Source organism: Microcoleus vaginatus FACHB-2002, assembly GCF_040004035.1.
GTDB classification, from domain to species: domain Bacteria; phylum Cyanobacteriota; class Cyanobacteriia; order Cyanobacteriales; family Microcoleaceae; genus Microcoleus; species Microcoleus vaginatus_C.
Genome location: NZ_JAMPLN010000030.1, coordinates 40799 through 66719, shown reverse-complemented (window position 1 = coordinate 66719; position 25921 = coordinate 40799). Strand labels below are relative to the sequence as shown.

19 protein-coding genes and 1 pseudogene are annotated in these 25921 nt (G+C 47.4%); 9 read left to right on the top strand and 11 right to left on the bottom strand.

Annotated features, from left to right (window positions below):
• Nucleotides 1–111: 111 nt before the first annotated feature.
• The 4 genes and pseudogenes from NDI35_RS22350 to NDI35_RS22335 form a co-directional block, all read right to left on the bottom strand.
• Nucleotides 112–1059 (bottom strand): annotated as a pseudogene (locus tag NDI35_RS22350) (IS630 family transposase); the annotation flags it as partial.
• Nucleotides 1060–1284: 225 nt separating this feature from the next.
• Nucleotides 1285–1566 carry a hypothetical protein gene (locus NDI35_RS22345; protein ID WP_445314642.1) on the bottom strand — a complete coding sequence of 94 codons (282 nt, stop codon included), beginning with the start codon at nucleotides 1564–1566 and terminating at the stop codon, nucleotides 1285–1287.
• Nucleotides 1563–1703: a hypothetical protein gene (locus NDI35_RS22340; RefSeq protein ID WP_333376261.1), complete on the bottom strand. Its 141-nt coding sequence runs from the start codon at nucleotides 1701–1703 to the stop codon at nucleotides 1563–1565. Before NDI35_RS22340 ends, NDI35_RS22345 begins: the two co-directional genes overlap by 4 nt.
• Nucleotides 1704–1838: 135 nt before the next feature.
• The gene (locus NDI35_RS22335) at nucleotides 1839–2069 is read right to left on the bottom strand and encodes a DUF433 domain-containing protein (RefSeq protein WP_445314641.1); all 231 of its coding nucleotides are present in this window, start codon (nucleotides 2067–2069) and stop codon (nucleotides 1839–1841) included.
• Nucleotides 2070–2307: 238 nt separating this feature from the next.
• Between NDI35_RS22335 and NDI35_RS22330 the strand changes: the two genes are divergently transcribed.
• The 8 genes from NDI35_RS22330 to cruG all read left to right on the top strand — a co-directional run bounded on the left by NDI35_RS22330 (nucleotide 2308) and on the right by cruG (nucleotide 17403).
• Entirely contained in the window at nucleotides 2308–2925 is a 618-nt protein-coding gene (locus NDI35_RS22330) for a Uma2 family endonuclease (protein WP_445314640.1), read from the top strand.
• 106 nt (nucleotides 2926–3031) lie between these two features.
• The gene (locus NDI35_RS22325; RefSeq protein ID WP_445314639.1) at nucleotides 3032–5989 is read left to right on the top strand and encodes a two-partner secretion domain-containing protein; all 2958 of its coding nucleotides are present in this window, start codon (nucleotides 3032–3034) and stop codon (nucleotides 5987–5989) included.
• A 65-nt stretch (nucleotides 5990–6054) separates the two neighbouring features.
• Nucleotides 6055–8946 carry a two-partner secretion domain-containing protein gene (locus NDI35_RS22320; RefSeq protein ID WP_445314638.1) on the top strand — a complete coding sequence of 964 codons (2892 nt, stop codon included), beginning with the start codon at nucleotides 6055–6057 and terminating at the stop codon, nucleotides 8944–8946.
• A gap of 65 nt (nucleotides 8947–9011) precedes the next feature.
• A complete protein-coding gene (locus NDI35_RS22315; protein WP_445314637.1) occupies nucleotides 9012–11930 on the top strand; it encodes a two-partner secretion domain-containing protein in 2919 nt (972 codons plus the stop codon).
• A 118-nt stretch (nucleotides 11931–12048) separates the two neighbouring features.
• A complete protein-coding gene (locus tag NDI35_RS22310) occupies nucleotides 12049–14664 on the top strand; it encodes a CHAT domain-containing protein (protein ID WP_445314636.1) in 2616 nt (871 codons plus the stop codon).
• A 13-nt stretch (nucleotides 14665–14677) separates the two neighbouring features.
• Nucleotides 14678–14821 carry a hypothetical protein gene (locus tag NDI35_RS22305; protein ID WP_445314635.1) on the top strand — a complete coding sequence of 48 codons (144 nt, stop codon included), beginning with the start codon at nucleotides 14678–14680 and terminating at the stop codon, nucleotides 14819–14821.
• Between the two features lie 81 nt (nucleotides 14822–14902).
• Nucleotides 14903–15844, top strand: coding sequence for a gamma-carotene 1'-hydroxylase CruF (gene cruF, locus NDI35_RS22300; protein ID WP_445314634.1), 942 nt, complete (start codon nucleotides 14903–14905; stop codon nucleotides 15842–15844).
• Nucleotides 15845–16191: 347 nt separating this feature from the next.
• On the top strand, nucleotides 16192–17403 hold the full coding sequence (gene cruG, locus NDI35_RS22295; protein WP_445314633.1) for a 2'-O-glycosyltransferase CruG: 1212 nt from the start codon (nucleotides 16192–16194) through the stop codon (nucleotides 17401–17403).
• A 97-nt stretch (nucleotides 17404–17500) separates the two neighbouring features.
• Here the strand turns inward: cruG and NDI35_RS22290 are convergent, their stop codons facing one another.
• The 4 genes from NDI35_RS22290 to NDI35_RS22275 all read right to left on the bottom strand — a co-directional run bounded on the left by NDI35_RS22290 (nucleotide 17501) and on the right by NDI35_RS22275 (nucleotide 20362).
• On the bottom strand, nucleotides 17501–18334 hold the full coding sequence (locus NDI35_RS22290; RefSeq protein WP_445314632.1) for an ADYC domain-containing protein: 834 nt from the start codon (nucleotides 18332–18334) through the stop codon (nucleotides 17501–17503).
• A 79-nt stretch (nucleotides 18335–18413) separates the two neighbouring features.
• Nucleotides 18414–18686 (bottom strand): hypothetical protein, encoded by a 273-nt coding sequence (locus NDI35_RS22285; protein ID WP_445314631.1) that lies wholly within the window; start codon nucleotides 18684–18686, stop codon nucleotides 18414–18416.
• 369 nt (nucleotides 18687–19055) lie between these two features.
• Nucleotides 19056–19493, bottom strand: coding sequence for a nitrogen fixation protein (locus NDI35_RS22280; protein ID WP_445314630.1), 438 nt, complete (start codon nucleotides 19491–19493; stop codon nucleotides 19056–19058).
• Nucleotides 19494–19693: 200 nt separating this feature from the next.
• The gene (locus tag NDI35_RS22275) at nucleotides 19694–20362 is read right to left on the bottom strand and encodes a hypothetical protein (protein WP_445314629.1); all 669 of its coding nucleotides are present in this window, start codon (nucleotides 20360–20362) and stop codon (nucleotides 19694–19696) included.
• Nucleotides 20363–21126: 764 nt separating this feature from the next.
• Between NDI35_RS22275 and NDI35_RS22270 the strand changes: the two genes are divergently transcribed.
• Nucleotides 21127–21444, top strand: coding sequence for a hypothetical protein (locus tag NDI35_RS22270; protein ID WP_445314628.1), 318 nt, complete (start codon nucleotides 21127–21129; stop codon nucleotides 21442–21444).
• Nucleotides 21445–21644: 200 nt separating this feature from the next.
• Here the strand turns inward: NDI35_RS22270 and NDI35_RS22265 are convergent, their stop codons facing one another.
• The 3 genes from NDI35_RS22265 to NDI35_RS22255 form a co-directional block, all read right to left on the bottom strand.
• On the bottom strand, nucleotides 21645–22871 hold the full coding sequence (locus tag NDI35_RS22265) for a TIGR03032 family protein (RefSeq protein WP_445314627.1): 1227 nt from the start codon (nucleotides 22869–22871) through the stop codon (nucleotides 21645–21647).
• A 139-nt stretch (nucleotides 22872–23010) separates the two neighbouring features.
• Entirely contained in the window at nucleotides 23011–25065 is a 2055-nt protein-coding gene (locus NDI35_RS22260; RefSeq protein WP_445314626.1) for a hypothetical protein, read from the bottom strand.
• A 153-nt stretch (nucleotides 25066–25218) separates the two neighbouring features.
• Nucleotides 25219–25704, bottom strand: a complete 486-nt coding sequence (locus NDI35_RS22255; protein ID WP_445314625.1) for a hypothetical protein — start codon at nucleotides 25702–25704, stop codon at nucleotides 25219–25221.
• Between the last annotated feature and the right edge of the window lie 217 nt (nucleotides 25705–25921).

Below are 25921 nucleotides of genomic sequence, written 5' to 3'. Positions count from 1 at the left end.
ACTACTCTTTTTCTCAAATCTAGACTGTATGCCATTTTTCGGCTCCGAGTTAACAATTTTTCTTGATTTTACATCATCTTGCATTTGTCTCACATTTATTTGAAATGACTATAAGTTATAGTCTGGGCTGTATTCGGGGAGAAATTCTAAATGAATATTAGGCATTTCTGTTTCAATTATTTTCAGGTACTCTTCTTTCTTATGAAAACTAGCATTATCAAGAACGATCACTATTTTCGCTCCTTTTTTAGCAAATTCTGAGGCTGGATTACCTGCTGATACCCATTCATTGATTAGCTCTTCATAAAAGAGTTTTAGAACCTGATAAAAATTATATGAATTGCCTTTCTTGATGAACTCTACCCACCGTTTTTTATCGGAATTTCTCACTCCTCCCATTACATTAACTCTGCCTTTTCTTCGGTCTCCTCTGACCTTTTTTCGGCTGCCTTTCTTACACCAGTTCTTTCTTCTGGTGACTCTTAAACTAAATCCACTCTCGTCCCAAAACCATACCTGTAAACGTTCTGGCGATTCTTTTTCTATTTTTAAACATTCGGCTATCTTTATTTTAAATGCTGTTCTTTTTTCGGGATTTCTCTTTGACTCCAAACTATACTTAGCCCAGATGTAAACATACTTTTTTTGCTTTAATATCCTCCGAACTTGTCCTCCACTTAATTTTATTCCTGTGGATTGCTCTAAGTATGTTGCTAATCTCTGCGCTGTCCATCTTCCAAATTCATATCCTAATTCTTGAGGGTCTTTTTCTATAGTTTCTAATAATATTTCTATATATTGGTCTGTGGCTTTTTTGTGATTTCCCTTCATTCTTTCATCGATTAGACTTTCTAGATTGTCGGGGTCTCCCTTCACACACCAATAAGATACTTTGTTTACTGAACAACCCAAAAAATCAGCAATTTTAGATTGCGTTTTCCCGTCATTAAGCAATAATAAAATCAGAATTCTTTCTCTAATATTGGCTTTTTCTTCTTCTCTTAAGGCTTTTTGTAGTTTCTCTATTTGTTTGGGATTGAGATGGTTTTTAGCTGGCATTTTTGTAGTGATTGAGTAAACTGAATTTTTATTATACCCTATTTAAAAGCACAACAGCTTAACAGAAGTGACTACAGTCTAATTCTAAACTATTAAAAGAGGTGACTGAGGTCTTTGTAGAAGCTGCTCAAACACGGATCAACGCCCAACCTTCAGTTCAATGCCTAATGTGACTTCACCATAACGCAAACATAAATCCATTCTATCCCGCTAGATCGCATATTCTCACATATAACGAAGTTCAAGTGCATTGCAAAAGCTATTTAGACGATTCAGCAAAGCATTGTAGTAGAGGTAGGCATCATCCTGTTCATCTTCAAGAAGAGCGTACAGGGTCAGTTCTGGCTCTGTGGCTAGACGATCTTTGGGAACATCTAAGCCCGCTTCGGCTAGGCGCGTTGCTGCGATCGCGACTAACAATGACCCAACTGTATTCGTCTTACCATGATGAAGCTCGTCCAATCCAGGTAGAATTAGCTCCGCTCCCGGCAACTCATTCAAGCTCATGACTGTTCCTCCTCTGAGTTACCTTCAAAACGTTCGATGAAGTTCTCAACTTTGCTTCTAAGCACTGAACCCTGAGCTTCTCTACCCAAGACTTGCATCAATCGTTCTATCTTCTGAGAGTCAACATTTGGACGCATATTCTGCACACATATTTAAACAGAAACAGATTTCCTCAGCCGTCGCAATGAAAAAAGCTATCTTTCTTATATTTGAAAAAATATCGCTCAAACGGTTCGGCAACTTGGGCGACAAATTTTCATCAAAAAGTAATTTCATGCGGATAAGGGATCGGTCATAAACCGACGCTCGCGGTCAGCAGCATAAGCAATGCAGGCTTTTAAATCTTGTCGCGTCATATCGGGGAAATCGTCCAGAATTTCTGCTTCGGTCATCTCGGAAACCCGGTAATCAAGCACTTCATAAACCGTAATTCGCAAGCCGCGTACACAAGGCTTACCACCGCGTTTATTTGGTTCGAGCGTGATTTGATTTCGGTAGTTCATAAAAAAGCTTGGTAAGATTGTGTTCTCGACCTTTGCAAAATCTTAGCCTATGGCTGTGGAGCTGGCAAGGTTGTCAGTTATTTTTAGCGCTGACGGTCAAATTTTATTAAGTGGCGGTCTCGATCGCTACTTGAGTCGCGAGCGGGGACGATCGCACTGATACGATCCAAATATATAATTATGATGGAACCGGAAACGATATAAATCCTAACCTAGTTAACAAAAGAGGGCTTGTCTTATGGTTCAGACAAAAACTAAACTAACATTTGCAGATTTTCTCGAAAAGTACCCAGACGGATCTGGCATCTACGAACTTGTAAATGGAGAGATTGTCAAAGTGGAAGCAACCAGAGCTCATAAAAATGTGGCACGATTTCTTGTTAAGTCTTTCGACAGAGAAAGCGATCGCTTGGGGCTTGACTATATCGTTGACAAAGATATAGTTTTGAGAACTGTAACAGCTTCAGGACAAGAACAAGGCAGAAATCCTGATGTTGGCGTGGTTAAGACATCTGTATGGAACAGCAATGTACGTGGCTACGGAGCCCTTACCGAACCTATCCAATTAGCAGTAGAAGTTACCTCAACTAACTGGGAAGACGACTATGTGGATAAACTAGATGAGTATCAACGCCTCGGCATTTGTGAGTATTGGATTGTGGACTATTTAGCGATCGCTTCTAGGGCTTATCTAGGAAATCCCAAAATTCCCACAGTTTTCGTTTACTCTTTGGAAAATGGCAGTTATGTAGTTCAAAGTTTTAGAGGTAATGAGCGCATTATCTCTAAAACTTTTCCCGAACTAGAAATCACAGTCGAGCAACTTGTACTCAGCAGCCAAATTCAAAACATTTAGAGAAACGAGATGAGATTACACCGATATTTTTTATCCTGGAAAAAGTGTTTTTATGCCTCCAGTCCATTACTCTTTACTATTTTCACCATTCTCAAAAACAGGCAAGATGCCTGTTCCACAAATACTAGATTTTATTGTGGGGAGTAGGGGTTGGGAATCTAGCCCGCCCGTAAGTTACTCCCTACTCTTTGCTTTCCTGTTGCTATTTCCCACTTCCGCGATCGCCCAAATCATTCCCGATAATACCCTGGGCCCGGAAAGTTCGCGCACAGTTCCCGATACAATCAATAACATACCCTCAGATAGAATCACTGGCGGCGCAACTCGTGGCGTTAACCTCTTTCACAGCTTGCGCGAATTTAACATCCGTGAAAGGCGGGGAGCATATTTTGACAATCCCAGCGGAATTACTAACATTTTCACCCGCGTTACGGGCGGAAAATCTTCAAATATTTTAGGAACTCTGGGAGTTTTAGGCAACGGCAATTTATTCTTAATTAATCCGAAAGGAATTATATTCGGGCCGAATGCGCGGTTAGATTTGCGCGGTTCCTTTATTGGTTCCACGGCTGACAGTATTGTGTTTAATAACGACTTTGAATTCAGCAGCACTAACCCGCAAACATCCCCGCTGTTAACTGTTAATATTCCCGTTGGTTTAAGATTTAGAGACAATCCCGGTGCAATTGTCAACCAATCGACGGCTATAGGAAAGGTAAACCTGCCAGCCTCTGCTGTGCCAATCCCAATTAGCGATCGAGTTGGTTTAGCAGTAGACCCCGGTCAAACTTTAGCACTGATTGGCGGCGACATCCAACTCCAAGGTGGCAATTTAACCGCCAGCGGCGGACAAATTTTACTCGGTAGCGTCGCCAGTCCCGGTTTAGTTAATTTTGCACTGACTCCTCCTCTTACTCAGCAGGGTAATTTAACTGTTAATTATGATAATATTCAGAACTTCGGCAATATTCAAATATCCAATGGAACACTGATTAACACTAGCGGAATCGGTGGCGGCAGAGTAGAGTTAAAAGGTGGAAATGTGACCCTCAGCGGTGGGCGAATTTATGCGCTGACACTGGGAAATATTGATGGTAGAGGTATCGATATCAGCGCCCAACAGTTGCGAGTGGAAAACGGCACACAATTTTCAACTCTGACTCTAGGAGATGGTGCAGGAGGAAATATCAACTTGCGTGCTGCTGATTCAGTAGAAATGATCGGGCTGGGAGTTGAGGGCTATCAACAGGTTGCAATTAAATATTTGGTATCGGGAACTACAGACCCCTTTGACCCGCTAATGATGCTGTTTAATGCTAGTGCTGGTGCTGGTTCGGGGGGGGATATTACGATCGACACCGGCCGCCTGCTCTTCAACAATGGGGTAGTAGGTAGCGGCATCACTTTTGGCGGTGGAAGGGGCGGAAATTTAATCATTCGCGCCAATACTTTTGAAATGGTGGGTTCTGGAATTAACAACGGGACAGCTAAAGAAAGTAGCGGTGCGGGAGGAAGCATTAGTGTTGATGTCGCCAGATTAATTATGCGCGACGGTTCTCTTCTGACTACGACGAGTTACAGCAGCGGCCCGTCGGGGAATATCAACATTAAAGCTGCTGAATCAGTAGAATTGTCTAACAGTGGCCCGCCAACAGTTGTGTCAACAGGAATTAGCACCCTGAGTATCGGCTCAAACGGAAGGGCGGGGAATATTAACGTCGATACCAAGCGGTTGAGTCTCTCAGGGGGTTCTGCGTTTACAGTAGGATCGGGTGTGTTAATTGGCAGGTTTTTGTTTTCTCAGGAGGGCGGGCCTGCTGGAAATTTAACAGTTACGGCTAGTGAATCAGTAGAAATTTCAGGTATTTCTCAACTTTTGAGCAGCGGAATTCAGAGTGCTAGTGCGCTGAGTTCTGGAACTTTGAGCTCTAGTCCGGGCGGGGATATTCGCATTGATACGCCAAGCCTAACCGTGCGGGATGGGGCGGTAGTTTCTACGAGTTCTTTGGGTGTAGGAGATGTGGGGAATATTACTGTTAATGCCGATCGCATTGAGGTCAGCGGCAGCGGAAATAATGGTCTGTTTATCAGTACAATTGATGCTTCGGTGGGCAAGATATTTGGTACTAACTCCCAGGCGACGGCAAATGCGGGTTCGTTGAATCTGAATGCCGATCGACTAATTGTCAGAGATGGAGCTACAGTGACAGTGCAGGCTACGGGAACCGGACGCGCTGGTAATATTAATGTTGTCGCAAATTCGATCGCTCTTGATAACAAAGCGATGATTGACGGCACGACTGTATCCGGTACAGGAGCAAATATTAACCTGCAAGCGCGAGATATCCAATTGCGCCGCAACAGCCGAATTACCACGGATGCAGGCACTTCTGACGGCGGCAATATCAACATCAACAGCGACATTCTTGTCGCCCTCCCGCAAGAAAACAGCGACATTACAGCCAACGCCCGCACAGCAGGCGGCGGCCGCGTAAATATCAATGTCCCCAATGTTTTTGGCTTTACAGCAGCGAGTCGCGAACAAGTCAGAGACAGGTTGGGGATCAGTGACGCCGAATTTGCAGGGTTGCAAGTAAGCCCTACTTCTCTGCTTCCAAGCAGCGACATCGCGGCTATTTCCCAAAGTGGGGGCGCGGCTTTGCAAGGGGCAGTAACATTTAGTTCTTTTGGAGTGAACCCCGCTCAAGGTTTAGTGGAACTGCCGCAAAATGTGGTGAATCCGGCTGCGTTAATTGCTGCAAATCCCTGCATAGAAGGGGCCGAGAACGAGTTTACTGTAACTGGTCGGGGGGGATTGCCACCGAGTCCTCACGAGGTTCTCAGCAGCGCTCCATCGCCGTTTCCGTGGGTGGAGCCAGCGGTAGGTGGAAGTCAGCAAGTAGAAAGCCCAAGAGCATCCATAGAAGTTCGGCCAACAGAAATTATTCCCGCTCAAGGTTGGGTAATGGACGATCGAGGACAAGTAACGCTGTTAGCCTATAATTCTGGTGGTGGTGCATCTCTTCGCAGTCCGAAATCGACGGGTGTTTGCGTACCTCGATAGGTACTCTTCAGGTTTTAGCTAATCCATCGCTATTTTTCTAAAATTAAATTAACCAGACTTCAAAGATGCGCTGCCAATCTTCCGCCCTATTTTTTGCATTCTTACTGCTGTTTCCTTTCCCTGCGATCGCCCAAATCATCCCCGATAATAGCTTGGGTGTAGAAAGTTCGCGGACAGTTCCCGACAGGATTAATAACTTACCATCGGACAGAATAGAAGGCGGTGCAACTCGTGGCGTTAACCTCTTTCACAGCTTGCGTGAATTTAACATCCGTGAAGGGCGGGGAGCCTATTTTGCCAATCCTAACGGGGTTGCGAATATTTTTACCCGCGTTACTGGTGGCAACCATTCTAATATTTTAGGAACTCTGGGAGTTTTGGGAAACAGTAACTTATTCTTAATTAACCCCAAAGGAATTGTCTTTGGCCCCAATGCGCGGTTAGATTTACGTGGTTCATTTTTAGCAAGTTCTGCTGATAGCGTAGTTTTCGATAATGGCGAGCAATTCAGCAGCAGCAATCCCCACTCATTACCGCTGTTAAATGTCAATATACCTATCGGTTTAAATTTTCGAGAAAATCCCGGAAAAATCATTAACAATTCAGCAGCACCAGCCTTGGCTTTACCACAATTACCCCCAGGAATTCCGCCGATTTTCAATAACATGGGCTTAGCAGTTGGGCCGGGAAAAACTCTCGCCCTAGTGGGAGGAGATATTGGATTAAATCAGGGAAGTGTCACTGCATCAACCGGACAAATTTTGCTCGGTAGCGTCGCTAGTCCGGGGATGGTTGGATTTGGGGCAACGCCATTTGGATTAAGTTTAAACTATGACAAGATTTCCAACTTTGGTAATATTGAAATGACCAACGGCTCACTGATCAACACCAGTGGAATCGGTGGCGGCAAAGTCGATATTCGAGGGGAAAATGTCAACCTCAACAATGGGCGAATTTATGCACTGACTTTGGGAAATATCGATGGTAGGGGCATCGACATTAACGCCCAAAATTTTCGAGTCCAAGGTGGAACGCAAATCTCCACGCTGACAGCAGGAAGTGGCGCGGGAGGCGCTGTCAATATCCGGGCTACCGACTCAGTAGAAATGCTCGGAATTGGATTAGATAACTATAGAGTGTTTGGTGGTAACTATACGGTATCTGGCTCTTTCGACCCTTTTGACCCACAACTTCTGCTGATAACTGGCACTAATAGCATGGGAGCCGCCGGAAACCTCACGATCGACACGGGACGATTGCTGATGGACAATGGAAGCGCATTGACTACCACCACGTTAGGTGCTGGCAACGCCGGAAATATTACCATCCGTGCCGGGGTTTTAGATATGCTCGCTTCTGCAATCCACAGCGGCCCACTTTTGGCGAGTACCGGTAGGGGAGGAAATATCACCTTTGAGGGAGAACGTTTAACCGTAAGCGATGGTGCTAGTGTGATCAGCCTCACCCGCGGTGAAGGAGGAGCGGGGAATATCAACATTAAAGCTTCGGAATCAGTAGAAGTGCTGCGGACTCCCACTGGAAGTCCCGTAGCAAGTTTAATTGGCTCAACTGCCAGCGGTGTGAATGGGGAAGCTGGGGACATTAATATCGACACGAAGCGGTTGAGGATTTCTGACGGAGGCGGAATTAGTTTATCTAGCGGAGCAGTTGTCGGCAACCAACCGTTGAATACAACTGGGGGGCCCGGAGGTAATTTGACAGTTAGGGCCACTGAGTCAGTAACAGTCGAGGGTTTTTCTGGAGTTTTGGCGAACGGGAGTCGGAATCCCAGTTTCATCTGCGCTGATGCCAATACTGCTAATCGGGGAGGGAGTATCAACATTTCTACACCTGTACTGACTCTCCGGGGTGGGGGAGTTATTAGCACTGCATCTTTAGGCAGCGGAGAAGCGGGAAGCATCACGATTGATGCGGGGCGTGTAGAAGTTATTGGGAATGGGGGTCAAGGTGAATTTAACAGTCAAATTCAGACTTCCGTTGGGATTGCCTCTGAGCTTATAGATCCTAATGCTACGGCTAACGGAGGTTCGTTGAATCTAAATGTCGGGGAATTGATTCTTCGCAATGAAGGAACACTCAATCTGCAAGCTTTGGGATCGGGACGGGCTGGTAACATTAACGTCAAAGCAGACTCAATTTTTCTTGACAACCAAAGCAGCATTGACGGTAGAACCGCATCCGGTCCAGGAGCAAATATTAACCTCGAAGCACGAGATATCCAGTTGCGCCGAGGCAGCAGAATTACAACGGATGCAAGTATTTCTGAGGGTGGTAATATCAACATTAAAAGCGATATTCTGGTCGCCCTCCCCAATGAAAATAGCGATATTACTGCTAATGCGCGATCGGCTCAAGGTGGTCGGGTTAATATTAATGTCCCCAATGTTTTCGGGTTTACCTCAGTGACTCGCGAACAGGTGCGAGCGACTTTGGGATTAACAGATGCTGAATTTGCAGCGTTGCAAGTAAGTCCGACATCTTTAATTCCTACCAGCGACATCGCCGCGATTTCCCAAAGTAGCGGCCCGGCTTTGCAAGGTACTGTTACATTTAGTGATTCTGGGGTGAATCCTGCTCAAGGTTTAGTGGAACTGCCGCAAAATGTGGTCAATCCGGCTGCGTTAATTGCTGCAAATCCCTGCACGCAAGGGGCGGATAGCGCATTTACCGCTACTGGAAAAGGAGGGGTGCCACCGAGTCCTAATGATGTTCTCAGCAGCAATTCTAGCCAATTTAATTGGGTGGAACCAGCGGTAGGTGGAAGTCAGCACATAGAAGGTCAAAGAACATCCATAGAAGTTCGGCCAACAGAAATTATTCCCGCTCAAGGTTGGGTAATGGATGAGCAAGGAAAAGTAACACTGGTAGCCTATAATTCTGGTGGTGGTGCATCTCTTCGCAGTCCGAAACCGACGGGTGTTTGCGTACCTCAATAGGTAATCTTCAGGTTTTAGCTACCCGATCGCTATTTTCCTAATATTAAATTAACAAGACTTAAAAGATGCGCTGCCAATCTTCCGCTCTATTTTTTGCATTCTTACTGCTGTGTCCTTTCCCGGCGATCGCCCAAATCATCCCCGATAATAGCTTGGGTGCAGAAAGTTCGCGGACAGTTCCCGACAGGATTAATAACTTACCATCGGACAGAATAGAAGGCGGTGCAACTCGTGGCGTTAACCTATTTCACAGCTTGCGCGAATTTAATATCCGTGAAGGGCAGGGAGCATATTTTGCCAATCCCAGCGGAATCACCAACATCTTCACCCGCGTTACGGGTGGCAATCCTTCTAATATTTTAGGTGTCTTGGGAGTTCAAGGAAATGCCAACTTGTTTTTACTTAATCCGAAAGGGATAGTATTTGGTTCCAACGCTCGGTTAGATTTGCGCGGCTCCTTTGTCGGCTCAACTGGTAGCGGAATTCTCTTTGATAATGGATTTGAATTTAGTGCAGCTAATTCTAATGCAGTGCCATTGTTAGCGATTAATATTCCTGTGGGTTTAAGATTTAGAGAAAATCCCGGCACAATTGTCAACTCTTCCCAAACAAAGGCTCCTACATCCGCCTTACCACCACTACCCATAGAAATTCCTGCTTTTGAAAAACTCGGTTTAGCCGTAGATCCCGGTCAAACTTTAGCATTAATTGGCGGTGACATTCAACTGCAAGGAGGAAATCTAACGGCTTATACCGGACAAATTCTTCTAGGTAGCGTCAAGAGTCCAGGTTTAGTGCAACTTGAACCAACAGCTTTAGGTCTGAATTTAAACTATCGCAATATTCAGAACTTCGGCAATATTGAAATGAACGGTGCATTTATAAATACCAGCGGATTAGGAGGTGGGAAAGTCGATATTCGAGGTGGAAATATTAATCTTAATGGTTCAGGAATTTATGGACTGACACTCGGAAATATAAATGGTAGAGGCATTGACATCAATTCCCAAAACTTGCGAGTAGAGGGGGGGTCGCAAATTTTCGCCTCCACACTGGGAGAGGGGAGGGGAAGCGATATCAACATCCGCGCTACTGACTCAGTAGAAATGATAGGGTTGGGAATTGAAGGCTATCAGCAGCTTACAGAAAATTTTCAGACATCTGGAACAGGCAACCCCTTTATTTCGCAAATTGTTCTGTTTACTAGCGCTATTGGCAGTGGAGCCGCCGGAGATATTAACATTGAAGCCGGACGGCTGTTGATGAGCAATGGGGTAGTGGGCGGTGCCCCCACCTTTGGTGCTGGGGATGGGGGAAATCTGACTATCCGCGCCAACACGGTCGAACTCGTCAGTTCAACGCTCTATAACGGAACAACAAACGAAAGCACTGGTCAAGGGGGAAACATCACTGTTGAAGCCCAACGGTTAATACTGCGCGAGGGCGGTGCGTTTGCCAGCTTCAGCCTTAGTGATGGAGCATCGGGGAATATCGCGATTAAAGCGAGTGAATCTGTGGAATTATCGGGTAGTCTTCCTGTAGGTCTAGGGCAAACTCGGCTCGGCACGAATACTTTTGATGGGAATGGAAAAGGTGGGGATATTACGATCGACACTAAGCGGTTGAGTGTTTCTAATGGAGCCACAATTAGTTTAACGACTGGTGCGATTTTTGGCGAAGTCGTGTTTTCTACAAGTGGGGGGACGGGAGGAAATTTAACTGTGAGAGCCTCCGAGTCTATAGAAGTGAGCGGTGAGTCACGATTTTTGGAGAATGCGGGCTATGTAGCAAGTTCTTTTGTTACTCAAACTGCAAGTTCTGGTAAAGGTGGAGATATCCGCCTGTCAACACCTAAACTAACTGTGCAGAATGGCGGCGTTATTTCTGCGGCTTCTTTGGGTATAGCAGATGCAGGAGATATTACAATTAATGCCGATCGCTTAGAAGTGCAAGGTATTGGGAGCAACAGTCGGTTGAGGAGTGGAATTGAAGCCTCTGCTGGTAGGGCGTTTAATGCTGTCAATTCCAATGCTAGCGGAAATGCAGGCTCGTTGAATTTGAATGCTAATCAATTGATTCTTCGGGATAGTGCAGTGGTTAATGTTCAATCTTCAGGAACAGGTAGGGCTGGCAATATTAACGTTGTAGCGAACTCCATTGCCCTGGACAATAAAAGTATAATTGATGGCACAACGGTCACTGGTTCCGGTGCTAATATTAACCTGCAAGCGCAAGATATTCAGTTACGGCGCGGTAGCCGAATTACCACCGATGCAGGTGTTTCTGAGGGTGGTAATATCAGAATTAATAGCGATATTTTGGTAGCTTTACCGCGAGAAAATAGTGATATTACAGCTAATGCTCGCACAGCTAGGGGCGGACAAGTTACGGTCAATGTACCAAATATATTTGGCTTTACAAGCCTTAACCGCGAACAAGCCAGGAGTAGTTTAGGATTAACAGATGCTGAATTTGCAGCGTTGCAAGTAAGTCCGACATCTTTAATTCCTACCAGCGACATCGCCGCGATTTCCCAAAGTAGCGGCCCGGCTTTGCAAGGTACTGTTACATTTAGTGATTCTGGGGTGAATCCTGCTCAAGGTTTAGTGGAACTGCCGCAAAATGTGGTCGATTCGGCTGCGTTAATTGCTGCAAATCCCTGCATCAGAGGGCAAGCAAGCGAGTTTACCGCTACTGGGAAAGGAGGAGTGCCACCGAGTCCTAATGATGCCCTCAGCAGTGCTGCAGCGCCGTTCCCGTGGGTGGAAGAGGCAGGAAGTTCAGCAACGAGCAATATAGAGGATTTAACCGATGTAGCCGATCGAGGGAATAAGGAAGAAGGGGAAATCCCCGATCGGGAAGTTGTTCCGGCGCAAGGTTGGGTGGTGAATGCGAAAGGGGAGGTAACTCTTGTTGGATATAATCCGGGTAATGCTGCTGACTCTCGCAATCCTCGGCAGAATTCTGGTTGTGTGCCGCGTTGAAATTGGTTTTTTTTTAACCGCAGATGTAGGCCGATTAACGCGGATTAACGCAGATAAAGAATAAGATTGATTAGGGTTAATTAGTGTGTGTCTGCGGCTGTAATTTTATTTCTTAAATATGAAGTTTTCCCGATCGCTCCGACAAGTAATTCTGTTATTTGTGATTTCCTGTCTGCTAGCAGTTGCGATTCCTCCCGGAGTTGCTCAGGTTAATCCACCACCAGCGGTGCAGCTTGTCCGTCAAGCTCGAACTCTGTACCAAGAGGAACGTTTTTCGGAAGCTGTACCGCTATTGCAGCAAGCGGCGACCCAGTTTGAGGCAAAAGGGGAAAATCTCGATCGCGCCACAGCTTTGAGCAATTTAGCTGCAACCTACGGCCAGTTGGCGCTTTGGGAAGAAGCAGAAAAAGCTGTAAATTCGAGTTTGTCGGTTGTGCGAACACAGGCAAAAACTCCCGAACAGCAGCGGATTTTGGCTGAAACTCTCAACATTCAAGGACAGTTGCAACTTGAACGGGGGCAGCCTCAAGATGCGATTGAGATTTGGACGCAAGCTGCTAAAATTTTTGAGCAAATTGATAGAAAAGCCCAACTTTTTCAAGTTCAAATTAATCAAAGTCGGGCTTGGGAAATTCTCGGACTTTACCCCAGAGCTTGCAAAATGCTGTTAGCTTCTTTCAAGCTGGAAAACCCAACTTGCGAAGTTTCGGCAGCGAGTTTGGAAAGTTTGAAAAATGGGTCGGTTTCTCTCGAACAAGTCCGGGGAATTCATGCTTTAGGGCGGGTGCTGCGGGTTTTGGGACAACTGGAACGATCGCAGGATGTGCTGTCGGTTGGACTCGAAGCAGCCCAAAAATTAGGTTCCCGCCCAGAGGAGGCTGCAATTTATCTCAATCTGGGCAATACGGTACGGGCTAAAAGCAATAAACCCGGTTTGACACCCGAACAGCGGGGTGATTGGGAACGCTTTGCCCTAGAGTATTATGCTCGATCGGCCCAGGCGATGCCGGAGCGATCGCTTTTACAAATTCAAGCAAAGTTAAACCAATTGAGTTTGTTGCTCGATCGCCAAGATTGGTCTGAAGCAGAGGCTTTGTGGCGTACTCTCGAACCTCAAACCGATCAATTTGGGTCGAACCGCGCCGGACTTTACGCTCAAATTAATCTAGCTCAAAGCTTGATTAAATTAGCTCAGTCGCCAGCGAAAACTTTGAGTTTAAGCGAAATTGACACAATGCTCGATCGCTCTCTCGAAAAAGCAAACAGTTTGGGCGATAAACGAATACAAGCTTATATTCTGGCAGCGAAAGGCAAACTATCGGAAATCCAACAGCAGTATCAGAAAGCGGAAAATCTCACAACTGAGGCTTTGAGTTTAGCACCGGCGTTTCAATCTCCCGATATTGCTTACCAATTGTTTTGGCAACTGGGACGGATTCGGAAAGCTCAGGGGAATACAGAAGGGGCGATCGTTCAATATAGTCAAGCTGTGAATGTACTGTCTTCTCTGCGGGGCGATTTGGTGACAGTCAATCCCGAAGTGCAATTTTCGTTTCGGGAAAGTGCCGAACCGGTTTATCGGGAATTAGTCGGGCTGCTTTTGCAAGAGGAATCTCCCAGTCAAGCTAAATTGAAACAGGCGCGCCAAACGGTGGAATCTTTGCAGTTGGCGGAATTGGACAACTTTTTTCGGGATGCTTGCGCTGATGCTAAACCAAAGTCGATCGAGGAAATTGATCCGACAGCGGCGGTGATTTATCCGATTATTTTGAGCGATCGTTTGGAGGTAATTTTGTCAATTCCCGGCAAACCTCTGCGCCGCTACGCTACTCAGAAGTCTCAAGCCGAGTTGGAAACTGCCTTCAGACAAGCCAAAAATACCATCAGGCCTGCTTCTTTCCCCCGCAACAGGAGGCAAGCGGTTGAACAGGTTTACGACTGGTTAATCCGCCCTGCAGAGGCGGATTTGACTGCCAGCGGGATTAAAACCCTGGTATTTGTGCTCGACGGTTACTTGCGGAATCTGCCGATGGCGGTGCTGCACGACGGTGAAAAGTTTTTGGTAGAAAAATACAGCATTGCTTTGGCGCCGGGATTGCAACTGCTGGCACCGAAACCGCTGAACAAAGTCAAGTTAAAAGTGCTTACCGCTGCCCTCTCCGAAGCGCGTCAAGGCTTCTCGGCTTTGCCGGGGGTGAAGCAGGAAATTCAACAAATTGCAGCCGAGATGCCGGCGAGTTCGCTGCTGAATGAAGATTTTCTCAGCGGGCGGTTGCACGATCGAATTAAAGCGGTGTCTTACCCGATCGTCCATTTGGCAACTCACGGTCAGTTTAGCTCGAATGCTGCGGATACTTTTATTGTGACTTGGGATCAGAAAGTGAATGTTAAGGAGTTCGATCAACTGCTGCGAGCCCGCACTGGTGAGAAACAACAGCCGATCGAACTTTTGGTTTTGAGTGCTTGCGAAACTGCTTCGGGCGATAACCGCGCGGCTTTGGGTTTGGCCGGGGCCGCAATTCGATCGGGTGCCCGCAGCACCGCCGCCACCCTTTGGCAAGTCAACGACGAATCTACAGCTATCTTTATGACTGAGTTTTACAAGCAACTGGCTTCTTCTAAAACCAGCAAAGCTGAAGCCCTCCGCAACGCTCAATTAACTCTGTTGCAAAACCAACAGTATCAGAATCCGTATTTCTGGGCACCTTTCGTGCTAGTGGGCAATTGGCAGTAATTTAAGATCGGAAATGGGGAATTGGGAATTGGGCATCGGCCAAACAGGGCATTGGGCATCGGGCATCGGCCAAACAGGGCATTGGGCATCGGGCATCGGGCTTGCAGTCAACAGTCAACAGTCAACAGCCAACAGTCAACAGTCAACAGACAACTGACTCAAATGCAGTTGGTTTTTTGTTAAAGTTTGTAAACTGTTAAGAGTGCTTTTTGCATCTAATATTTTTTCGAGGAGTCCCATGAAGCAACTTTTGATTGCTGAGCGCTTTTGCCTAATTGCCCACGTCTTCTCAATGGCTTTTGGATTGGCAGGGTTGCTGCTGATTTTACCCCGTCCCGAATTGGTGATGAGTTTGCCACCAGCAGGGCAAACGCTATTCCAGTGGGGGATGGCTGGGGGTGGAGTAGTTTATATCATCTTTGGTGCAGCAGCAGTTGCTCTCTATTCCTTGCGGACGTTGGGTTTGGGTGCAACTCTGGCCTTTTTTGTGCCTTCTGTGTTTTTGTCCTTGAGTAGCGAGTTGTTGGGAACGAGTACGGGTTTTCCCTTCGGCCACTACCACTATTTGAGCGGTTTGGGCTACAAAATTGCAGGGCTGGTTCCGTTTACAATTCCCCTCTCGTGGTTTTATCTGGGACTGGTTTCATACATAATTGCTCGCGCTGGAGTAGGTGGCGGTAAAGGTAAGCTCAACTGGGTGCGCCAAATAGGGGCGATCGCCCTTGGTGCTTTGCTGCTAACAGCTTGGGATTTTGTACTAGATCCGGCGATGAGTCAAACTTCTGTGCCTTTTTGGGAGTTTGAGGAACTTGGGGCTTTCTTTGGGATGCCTTACCGCAATTTGGCTGGCTGGATGGGTACGGGGGCGCTATTTATGTCTGTAGCAGCTTTCTTGTGGAGAAAAACACCGATTAAATTAGAGCGATCGGAATTGGGTTTGCCCTTAATTGTTTATTTGGTAAACTTTGCTTTCGGAGCAATTATCACTGTAGTTTCCTTGGATTCTCGGTTCTGGTTCCCGACATCGCTAGCGGTGCTTCTGGGTGTAGTTCCGGCGATCGCGTTAAGCTGGATCGCTAAACCCGCAACAGGTGACGTAACCGAAACAATGCCGTCTTTGGATACATCTGTTCTCACGGCTAAAATTCCACCTGAGCCCGTGGGCGTTTTGCGTAAGTGAGTTGCTAGTGAGCAACCCCGGCTGATTTAGCAAAAATTTACACTAAATTTTGAGCTAGTTTAAAAACCCGGTTTCTACAAGAAACCGGGTTTTTCAGTGGCTATTTTTTCATTCCCAATTCCTGTAATATGTTTGAGGTCAAAATTTTATTATCGCAGAAGGAAGAAGGAAGAAGGAAGAAGGAAGAAGGAAGAATCAGTAATAGCAATGGTTTCAGCGATTAAGAATGTCCTAACCGTCTTGGCAGTTGCTATAAATTTTTTAAATTGATACCAGTTACAAAAAAAATGAACTGTAAATAAGCTCCCAACCCATATCCAGTAAGTCATTCCCAATTATTCAATAGTATGGTTTTGCCGATCGCCCCTCACCTGTTCCCCCAATCGCTGACAAGTATCATCCCTGTCGCACTCTTGCTGCTGCAATTGCCCGCCGCAGCCATTCTGATGTCGCGTTTGATTAAAGGCCCATCGCGCATCCCGCCCTTGGAACCCGATTCGCCGACGCTGGATTTGTTGGGTGCTTGTACTGCGGTAGTACCGACTTTGAACGAAGCCGATCGAATTTCGCCTTGTTTGGAAGGATTGAGCCGCCAAAGTTACGAACTCCGTGAAGCGATCGTGGTTGACAGCTATTCGGTAGACGGAACCGGAGATTTAGTCAAAGCAGCAGCACAAAAAGACCCCCGGTTTCGCTTGATTAACGACGATCCGCTGCCGGCGGGTTGGGTAGGGCGTCCGTGGGCGCTGAATGCGGGTTTTTTGGCAAGTTCCGAGAAGTGCGAGTGGATTTTGGGGATAGATGCCGATACTGTGCCGCATCCGGGCTTGATTGCGAGTTTGCTGAAGACGGCGGCGGCTGGAAATTACGATTTGATTTCGCTGTCGCCGCAGTTTATCCTCAAGTATCCAGGGGAGTTGTGGCTGCAACCTGCTTTGTTAATGACTTTGGTTTATCGCTTCGGGCCGACGGGGACAGGCGGGGATGTGCCGGAACGGGTGATGGCGAACGGTCAGTGTTTCTTGTGTAAGCGCGAGGTTTTGGTGGCTTTGGGGGGCTATGAGGTCGCGAGGGGTTCTTTTTGCGATGATGTGACTTTGGCTCGCTATGCGGCTGCTAAGGGCTTTAAGGTGGGCTTTTTGGATGGGGCTAAGGTGTTGAAGGTGCGGATGTATGAGGGGGCGATCGAGACTTGGAATGAATGGGGTCGATCGCTGGATTTGAAAGATGCTGCTTCTGGCGCTCAAATCTGGGGCGATTTGTGGCTGTTGCTGGCGGTTCAAGGTTTGCCGGTGCCGATTGTGTTGTGCTATTTGCTGTTTGGTTCGCTGCCGCCGGTTGGTGTATTTGGGCACTTTTGGCTGTTGGGATTGAATGTATTTTTGGTTGCGGTGCGATCGGCTTTGTGTTTGGCGATCGCTCCTTCCTACGATACAACTGGGGCATCGGGTAAATGGCTGTTTTGGCTGTCACCTTTAGCCGATCCGTTGGCGTTTTTGCGAATTCTCATTTCTGCTTTAAATCAGCCTACTCAGTGGCGCGGCCGCAAGTATAATTAGGCTGGAGCAACCGGACATAATATAAGAACACAACAATGTTGTGTCCCTACAAATTTTTGACAAATATAGCAATTCTCAGTTTTTATCCTTCGATACGCTAAGGGCGTTTTCTTACCAGCGAATCATTGAACAGTAAGGAATCTGATTGATTCTGTTTCACTTTTTCAGCAGTTGTCCAACCACCGCTCTCATTAATGCGCTCTTTAAGTTTGTTAGGACATTCTTGACGAATTTCCGATAGTGTATCATACCATCTCGGTCGATTGATAAAAGTCGCACCATCTGGACTCCAAGCTGCTTCAAATACCATCTCGCTGTTGGGGGTTTTCTCTTGAATACCAAGGTCGTCATAGATGTCAATCGGAGTCCCTTCTCGTGTGTAGCCTTTGCCGTTTCCGCAGTAATCGGCCCGTGTCATGCGCGTGCAAGCTTGGTGATAGTCTCGGAGTGACTTTCTTTTGACATTTTTCCAAGGTTTGTAGCCGAAACGAACGCACTTAGCTAGAACTCCACTGGTACAGCCAAATGTCATGAGATCGCTCGATTCTGTGTGCTTTCCTGTCTCATCCCACGAACCCGTCAGCGGAATTGCCTTGGCGACCTTCTCGCCATCAGGAGTACACAAATTCTTCCATTGAGAATCAGCAGAATCTAGATAAAAGACTGTGTAAAGATAGGTTTCTTTTTCGGGGTCTTTTGGGTCTAGTTCCACATCTTTGATTTGAAAGTTCAGCTTTCTCCCCTGCTCGTCAACTGCGTTAAACTGTGCGCCTTTTAAGTCTTTGCCTTTAACAATTTCAGTCTTCGGGGGAGTCGCGCTGGTGTCTAGTTCGGTTTTATAAATGCTGTTTTGATTCTTTGCAAACACTCCACAGCTAACAAGCAACACCGGAAAAACAACAACAAAACTGTATATAAATGTCTTTTTCATAGTTTCAGTTTCTGCCAGGGGTTCAGATACCCGGCTTCTTTGAGAAGTCGGGTATCTGGCTTTCAGTTATCTTTAGCAACTATTCAGCAGCAACTCGCGTTACGCCTACAAGCTGTCCACCTTCGACTTTAAGGCTTTGCAATTCCATGCCTTGCTGTTTTGTGGCTTGCATACTCGTGCCCGGGAGCACGACAGCCTTCAATCTCACGCCGTTGAGCTGCCAGCCGTTCAGACTCCAGCCGTTCCACTGGATGCCCTGGATTACGATTCCTGGCCCTGCGTTAGCCGACCCAGAGAAAGCTAAAGAGAGTGCTGCTGTAGCGAGGGCGATCGTTAATACACTTTTCTTCATGGTGAAAATCCTCAACTGTGTTTTCAAGACGTTGCCTATTTGCTGCAATGTTGGAGCTACTAATTCTCGCAACCGATGGCTTGCAGCTTACTAGAGGTTGTTTTCCCTCTAATCCCATCTACAAATTCATCAAAACACGCAGATGACCGAGATCGAGACTGAGAATGTACTGACTTGTGACCGACTTTCGAGTAACTTGCTTTGAGACAATCTGCTTGGCTTATGTGAGAGGGGTCAAGCTCTCGAAATTCCATCAAAATAAAATACTGGCAAGAGTATTTTGCATGAATTACGTAAGAGCAATTTTGGAGCAAAAAGGCATGGTAAAAATTGCTCTTGACAATCGTCTAGTCAGAATTTGTCTCATTGCTAATCCGCAGGAGCCGCCACTTGACGTTGCTGCTCAGTTGGCTGATATATCTCCGTTACGATCTGGGGACATCGCATACACGCTGCCTTGCCTTCTTGCTGCCACCAACGACAGCTTGGGCGTATACTACAAGGTGACAGGACATCGACTACTTCAGGCAATAGTTGCACGGTTCGCTCTACCAAACGACAATTAGAGCCATCGAAGTGCTTGCAGCCACTGCCTGCACACGGCGCGGCCAACCTAAACACCTCGGTAGGTTTTACTGGGTCACAGAGCGCCAATATCTCATCGGTGACAAGCTGAGGTTCAGCGAGATAGCCCACCCGTGGTTCTTCAACTGTCCCATTTACAACGCCGAACACGAGGCTTTGTGCCATTTCTGGTTGGACACTCGGACACAGTGGTTGGGCGTTAGTAGTATTAGCTTTTTTCATTAACAACTCCTACTAAAATACGTGCTGCTTCCGTAGTTAGCCTATAGACTCAGTTGTTACCCTTAACAGTCAGGACTTACAAACTGGAAAAATGTGAATACCATATATAGACTTCTCACCAGCGTAAAATCTCAAATGTGGTATTCCAGTAATTGAGCTGCATAAGTCCTGACAGTCAACCTCACGGTACGTCGAGCCTATCAGAAATTAATTTCCAATCCACCTTCAATGTTACAATTTTGGGGATTCGCTGGCGGACATACTGCTTTGATAAAAAGCTTGAACTTAACCTTTCGAGCAGTTGATCCACCTTCAGACCCAGAAACTACCTCTTTTAAAATCTCGATCTGTGGTTGACTACCCTGCTTGAATGTTTCTGTGAGAAGTTGGGCAATTAGATCTACACCATCTGGGCGTTCTTGAGAGATGATATACACACTCTCTTGCTCGTCGGAAGTCAGTTCAAACAGTTGCTCCATTGTTCCAGAAAAGTCTTGCCGCAGGGAATTAGCAAACTTGATTCCCGTCTGGGGATTACCCGTTAGCTTACCTATTATTTTCCGAAGAGATTCATTGTTGAGGGAGCCACCGGACTTTAAAGAGCTTAGTTCATCCGTTGTTAGACCTTCCCTCAATCCTCGTGGCACTCCTATGGTTACTGTCTCCCCTGTTCGTTTCTCATCTACTGCCTCCCCTATTCGTTTCGGCGAGGGGTTATAGATAATTCCCAAAGTCCAAGGTCCAAGCTTATCTTTCTTGCCCACTGGGTGGACTTCGATCGCTCTTAGAACTGCCCTTACTGCGGCTTCAGAAAGTTCTTCCGGCTTAATGCTGGCAGCACGAGACGTACTGGATGTTGATTCTGGCATTGTGTTGTAATCCTCTTTGCTTCAAACGTTGAAATCTACTCAACCTTGCGAGCGCAACTTGCTACAGTTCAGTGGGAGTATTTACAAGCCTGGGAAGCCGCAAATTGATCCGTCACTAGACAAATCGCCATTGTGATTATTGCAAAGTGTCTTAAGTGAAGATTTACAACTATTACTGGCGCACCAGCAATAGAAACCTTCGACATCTGCACACCCATATGGCTTGGCTTGGACTCCGCCTGCTGTTGCTGCCAGAGTATCGAATCTGACTATAAGGTTCACACGCCCTGTTCGACGGGTCTGGTTGTCTCTATTAATCTGTGCAATCCCATTTGGCTGCTGTGCTTGCGCCTGGGCCGTCGCAATAGGCGGACTGCCCACTGCAACTGCTGCCCCCACGAAGACGACCAGGATCAGGGATATTACGATTCGTACTGATCGCTTGAGAGGGATAGATTTGATTGAGAGTATCATCATCCTTTTCCTTGTTTAGTTGACTTTTTTGCCAAGTAGTCTCAAGTTAACGCCTATGCTGATTCAGGATTTGATGCTTGGAACAAGAGCGATCGCACTAAGCTTGCTCGGCTAGGCGTCGTTAACCAACTTGACTTCTTAAGTTCGATCGAGAACCCGCATCGGACTTCTCATCTCTACTAAATTCATCAAAACTTGCCATTGACCGAGATCGAGACCGAGAATGTACTGACTTATTACCGACTTTCGAGTAACTTGCTAAAATGTGCATAACTTTCGGAGGATAGGCTATGTCACGATCGCTCAAAGTTCGCAGCGACTCCATTAAGCAAGCTAAATTAGCCATCCAGCACAATGGCTTTGGCAGCCAAAGAGCCCTTGCTGAAGAATTAGGACTTGCTTTATCAACTCTCAGCAGGTTCCTCACAGGAAAAACCGTTGATTATGCGACTTTTGTGGGAATTTGTGGAAAATTGGCGATCGATTGGCGAGAGATTTCTGACTTGGGCGATCGGGTTCCATCCCAGTCTGTAGAGGTGAAATTCTCAAATGTGTTATGGATGTTGACACTCACCTGTGGCAAGTGGGAAAGGGTAAACAACTTTTGACCTTTCATCGTCAAACAATAGTGAGCGGTAGTGGCGATCGCAAAGTAAAGTTTTGGCAGATCCGTTTTAACCGAAGCACAAAAAGCCACGCTCAAAGCTCTTGGCGCGATAGAAAATGCCGAATGAGCCGAATGTGGGCAACAAAGTATTAATTTTTCAAACCCAAGCCACAACTTACAGCACCCTGGGTACTTCCCTGCTTAGCCCATTGTTACAACGCGGCGAATTTCGTCGGTTTTAAAGCCAATGGCCATCGGGCGACGCACTCCAGGTAGCACCTGCACGTCGTACAATTCCTCTACCACTCCTTCAATCCGCAACGAGTGGACGATATCCCCATTTCTCAGGTCAATCACCACTAATCCGCAGCGGGGTTCGGCATCTTTGGCACGCAGGTTGTCATCTAAGGACAAGCCAGAAAACGTCTTGTTATGCCGGGGTTTGGATAGCCCGACGATCGCGAAGTCACCGCTGAAGGCACAGCCGCGCATATAGCCAGGGCAGAAAGCTACTGGCTCAAAGACACCCCGTTCGATGTCTGCATAGCCAAATTCCCCAGTGCCGGAGTTGAGCAGCCACAGCTTATCCCTGTACCAGCGGGGGGAGTGGGGCATGGAAAGTCCGGTCAGAATTATCTCATTGCTGCTGATATCAATAACGCAGCCACCATCGCGCCTTCTATCCCGCCAACCGTCCGCCACATCACTCTGGCTGACTGCTGTCACGTAACGGGGTAGCCCGTCTCGCAGTGCCAAGCCGTTCAGGTGACAGCGGTCTTCTGCCGCTAGCTTGGAGATGAAGGGGGGTTGCCACAGAGGGAGGAAGCTGTACTTTTCACTGACTGTGGCGAGACAGCTAAATAGGGTATTGACGAAGATGACCCCCCCTAACCCCCCCTTAGTAAGGGGGGGGACAAAATTCTGTTTTTCTTGCTCCCCCCTGGATAAGGGGGGCTGGGGGGGTACTTCTACCACCACGTCATGCACGTCCAAATCCCCCGTGATGTAACCTACCTGAGGCACGTATACGCCGTCATAGCCATTGTGAACTTGTCCCGCTGACAGAGCATTTTCAAACCGCCACAGTTGATACAGAGAACTCATGTAGAGAGTTGAACCCTCTGCATACAACCCCATGCAGCGCTCAAAGGTGCGCTCGAATACCGACAACTGTCCATTCGGTTGCAACCCAATAAAAAAAACTTTCCCCGCCTGATAGGTGGTGAAAGCAAGACTCAGGTTTTGCGAGGCTAACCAGGAGGTGAACTGGCGGGAGGCAGTGATTTCCAGGGAGGGGGCGCTAGTTGAGGGGGTAGCAGAATTGAGGAAATTTCCACTGTGCGCCCCTATGTCTGGTGCATCTTTGATTGTTAGGGGAACTTCCTTAGCCGCAAAGCCATTACGGTTTGATTGCATTGCATCTGTCATGATTAGTCTTTTGTTCGTAAGAAAATGTGCTAAAAAGTGCACAGAAGTACAAGAAAGAAAAGTTAGGGAAACCGAGCGGGATTCCCCTAACTTAGTGCGTTGTCGAAGAGTGAAACACTCTCAAAGCAGTTGGATCGCACTAAACATTGACGAAGCTACTAGAGCCGATACTGCTAGCTTGTACCCCATTCAAACGCGCCAAGTTTTCGCCAGTGTTGGCAAATTTGATTAGAGTATCATTCCCCGTTTGAGCGATCGCCAAGTTCTCAAACGTCAAGCCACCGGAGAGACCGAGTGTCGTCTGACCCACCTGGAAATTGTCGATTCTATCGACGCCATTGTTGATTTGCAGAACCACTATGTCCTTTCCGCCGCGCAAGAAAATCCGATCGTTGCCAGGGCCCCCCACAATCAGGTCATCGTCAGAACCGGAGTAGATAAAGTCGTTACCAGCACCGCCATAGCTCGTATTGTTACCCCCGCCCGCGTAAATCTCATCGTTCCCGTTGCCACCATTGATGTAATCAGTTTGGGAACCCCCGTTAATCTGGTCGTTGCCATCCTCACCCAAGAGAGTGTTGACGCCCTCACCGCCAACGATCGTATCGTTGCCGCCACGACCGTAGAGTGCATCGTCACCAGATGTACCGTTAAGCACATCCTTGCCTTCCGTGCCCTTGGTGGGGACTTTACCGAAGACGACATAGCTAGAGCCAGAGTTGGTCTTGCCGTTCGGGTCAGCATAAGTGGCACCGATAATCAGGTCATCGACGCCATCGCCGTTGATGTCTCCAGCACCGCTAACTGAGATGCCGGAGTAGTTATTTGGATTAACGCCGTTGAGAACAGAGCCGTTGATGCCGTCGAGGGAAGAGAGGTTAATGCTGGCCGAGAATCCTTCTTTTGAGCCGAACACTAGATAGCTTTCACCCGCAACGGTATCAGCACCAGGTGCGCTGATAATCAGGTCATCAATACCATCGCCGTTGAAGTCCCCGGCACTGCTGACACTAAAGCCTGAGAGGTCTCCCTCGGCAATACCGTTGATGGCAAAGCCCTTAGTGCCATTGAGTCCAGAGGGCTTAAAGTTGGCGGGGAACGCTTTAGATGAACCGAACACTACATAGCTGGTGCCTGCATAGTTGCCATTGGGGTCAGCCCCAAATGCCCCGATAATCAGGTCATCAAAGCCGTCACCGTTAACGTCTCCGGCGGCGCTGACTCTGCTTGAGAAGTCTCCCGCCGCCATGCCGTCGATGGCAAAGCCGTTAGTGCCGTTGAGGGCACTGACGTTGAGGCTGGGAGCGAATCCCTGGTTGGAGCCGAACACTACATAGCCCTGACCCGCAGTCTTTAGTCCGTTGGGGTCAGCCCCAAATGCCCCGACAATCAGGTCATCAAAGCCATCACCGTTAACGTCTCCGGCGGCGCTGACTGAGACGCCCAATTCGTCTCCCGCCGCCATGCCGTTGATGGTGAAGCCGTTATTGCCGTTGAGGGTAGCGACGTTGAGGCTGGTAGGGAATCCCTTGTTGGAGCCGTACACCACATAGCTTTGACCCGCATCCTCCAGTCCGTTGGGGTCAGCATAAGGTGCGCCGATACTCAAGTCAGCGAAGCCATCACCGTTGACATCTCCAGCACCGCTAACTGAGGATCCCAATTGGTCTCCCGCCGCCATGCCGTTGATGGTGAAGCCGTTAATGCCGTTGAGGGTAGCGAGGTCAATGCTGGGAGCGAATCCGTTGTTGGAGCCGAACAATACATAGCTGGAGCCTGCATTCTCTAGTCCGTTGGGGTCAGCCCCAATTGCTCCGACAATCAGGTCATCTTTGCCATCGCCGTTAACGTCCCCAGCACCGCTTACACTCAAGCCAGTCAAGTCATCTGCCGCAACGCCGTTGAGGGCGAAGCCGTTAGTGCCGTTGAGGGTACTGAGCTCTAAGTTAGCAGGGAATCCTGCTTGCGATCCGAACACTACGTAGCTAGTACCAGGAGTGGTGGTGGGGTCAGGAGTACCACTAAGATTAGTAGTATATCCAGGTGCGCCAATAACTATGTCAGCAATACCATCGTTGTTGATGTCGCCAGCATCGCTGACGCTATAACCTGATGTGTCAAAAGGGGCAACGCCGTTGATGGTAAAGCCGTTAGATCCGGTGAGATCTGAAAGATTGAAAGATGAAATTGCCATTGTAAAAATAATTATTGCGTTGAACTACTAAGAGGCACCCCTAATCAAGGGAAAGCCGGAAAAAAGCTTCCCCATGTATTACTGGTCGATCGAGTAAATTAAATTTCCTATGCGTCAAGATAGAGGGTGGGACGATCGCCAATTTCTCAAACATCAAGCCAGCGGAGAGACCGAGTGTTGTCTGCCACCTGGAAATTGTCGAACCAGCGGTCCTCCGCTTGTTTCTGTTTGAGAGGAAAAAGGTACCCCACTGGTTAGCTCGAAAGTGCTACCGAGAGCCCAGGCTCCATCGCTTGAACTGGCTCCACTTGAGTGTGCTGCCTCTCGAACTTTTTGAAGCGAAGGTAGGAGGAGGAGAGTGGCCTCAACTGAACTGACACCACTGAATTCTGTTAGGAAGTCGTCGCCATTGCCAGTATTAATAATTTCCAATGTAGAGCGGAACCCGTCGTTGCCATTGCCAGTGGGAATTGTATCGTAAGGGCTAGCCTCGGAGTAATCCTCCCCAGTTAGGTCATTACCCCCGCTCTCAGTTGATTCATTCTGTGAATCAGCAACGGCATCTCTCAAAGAGTCGAACTCAGAGTCATGGTTACTGCTCTGCAGCACAATAGTCCTCTTACTTTTTGGCGTCGGCATTGTTTATTTCTCCTAATTACTTGTAATTTTGTGTTTCAAGTGAGTTAAAGCGTCCCTGGGTCCAATAACATTTGTGTTGGTTCTGAGGTTCTAAGTGACCGCTTCTTACGTTCGATCGACAACCCGCATCGGACTTCTTATCTGTACTAAATTCATCAAAACTTGCCATTGACCGAGATCGAGACTGAGAACGTACTGATTTGTGACCGACTTTCGA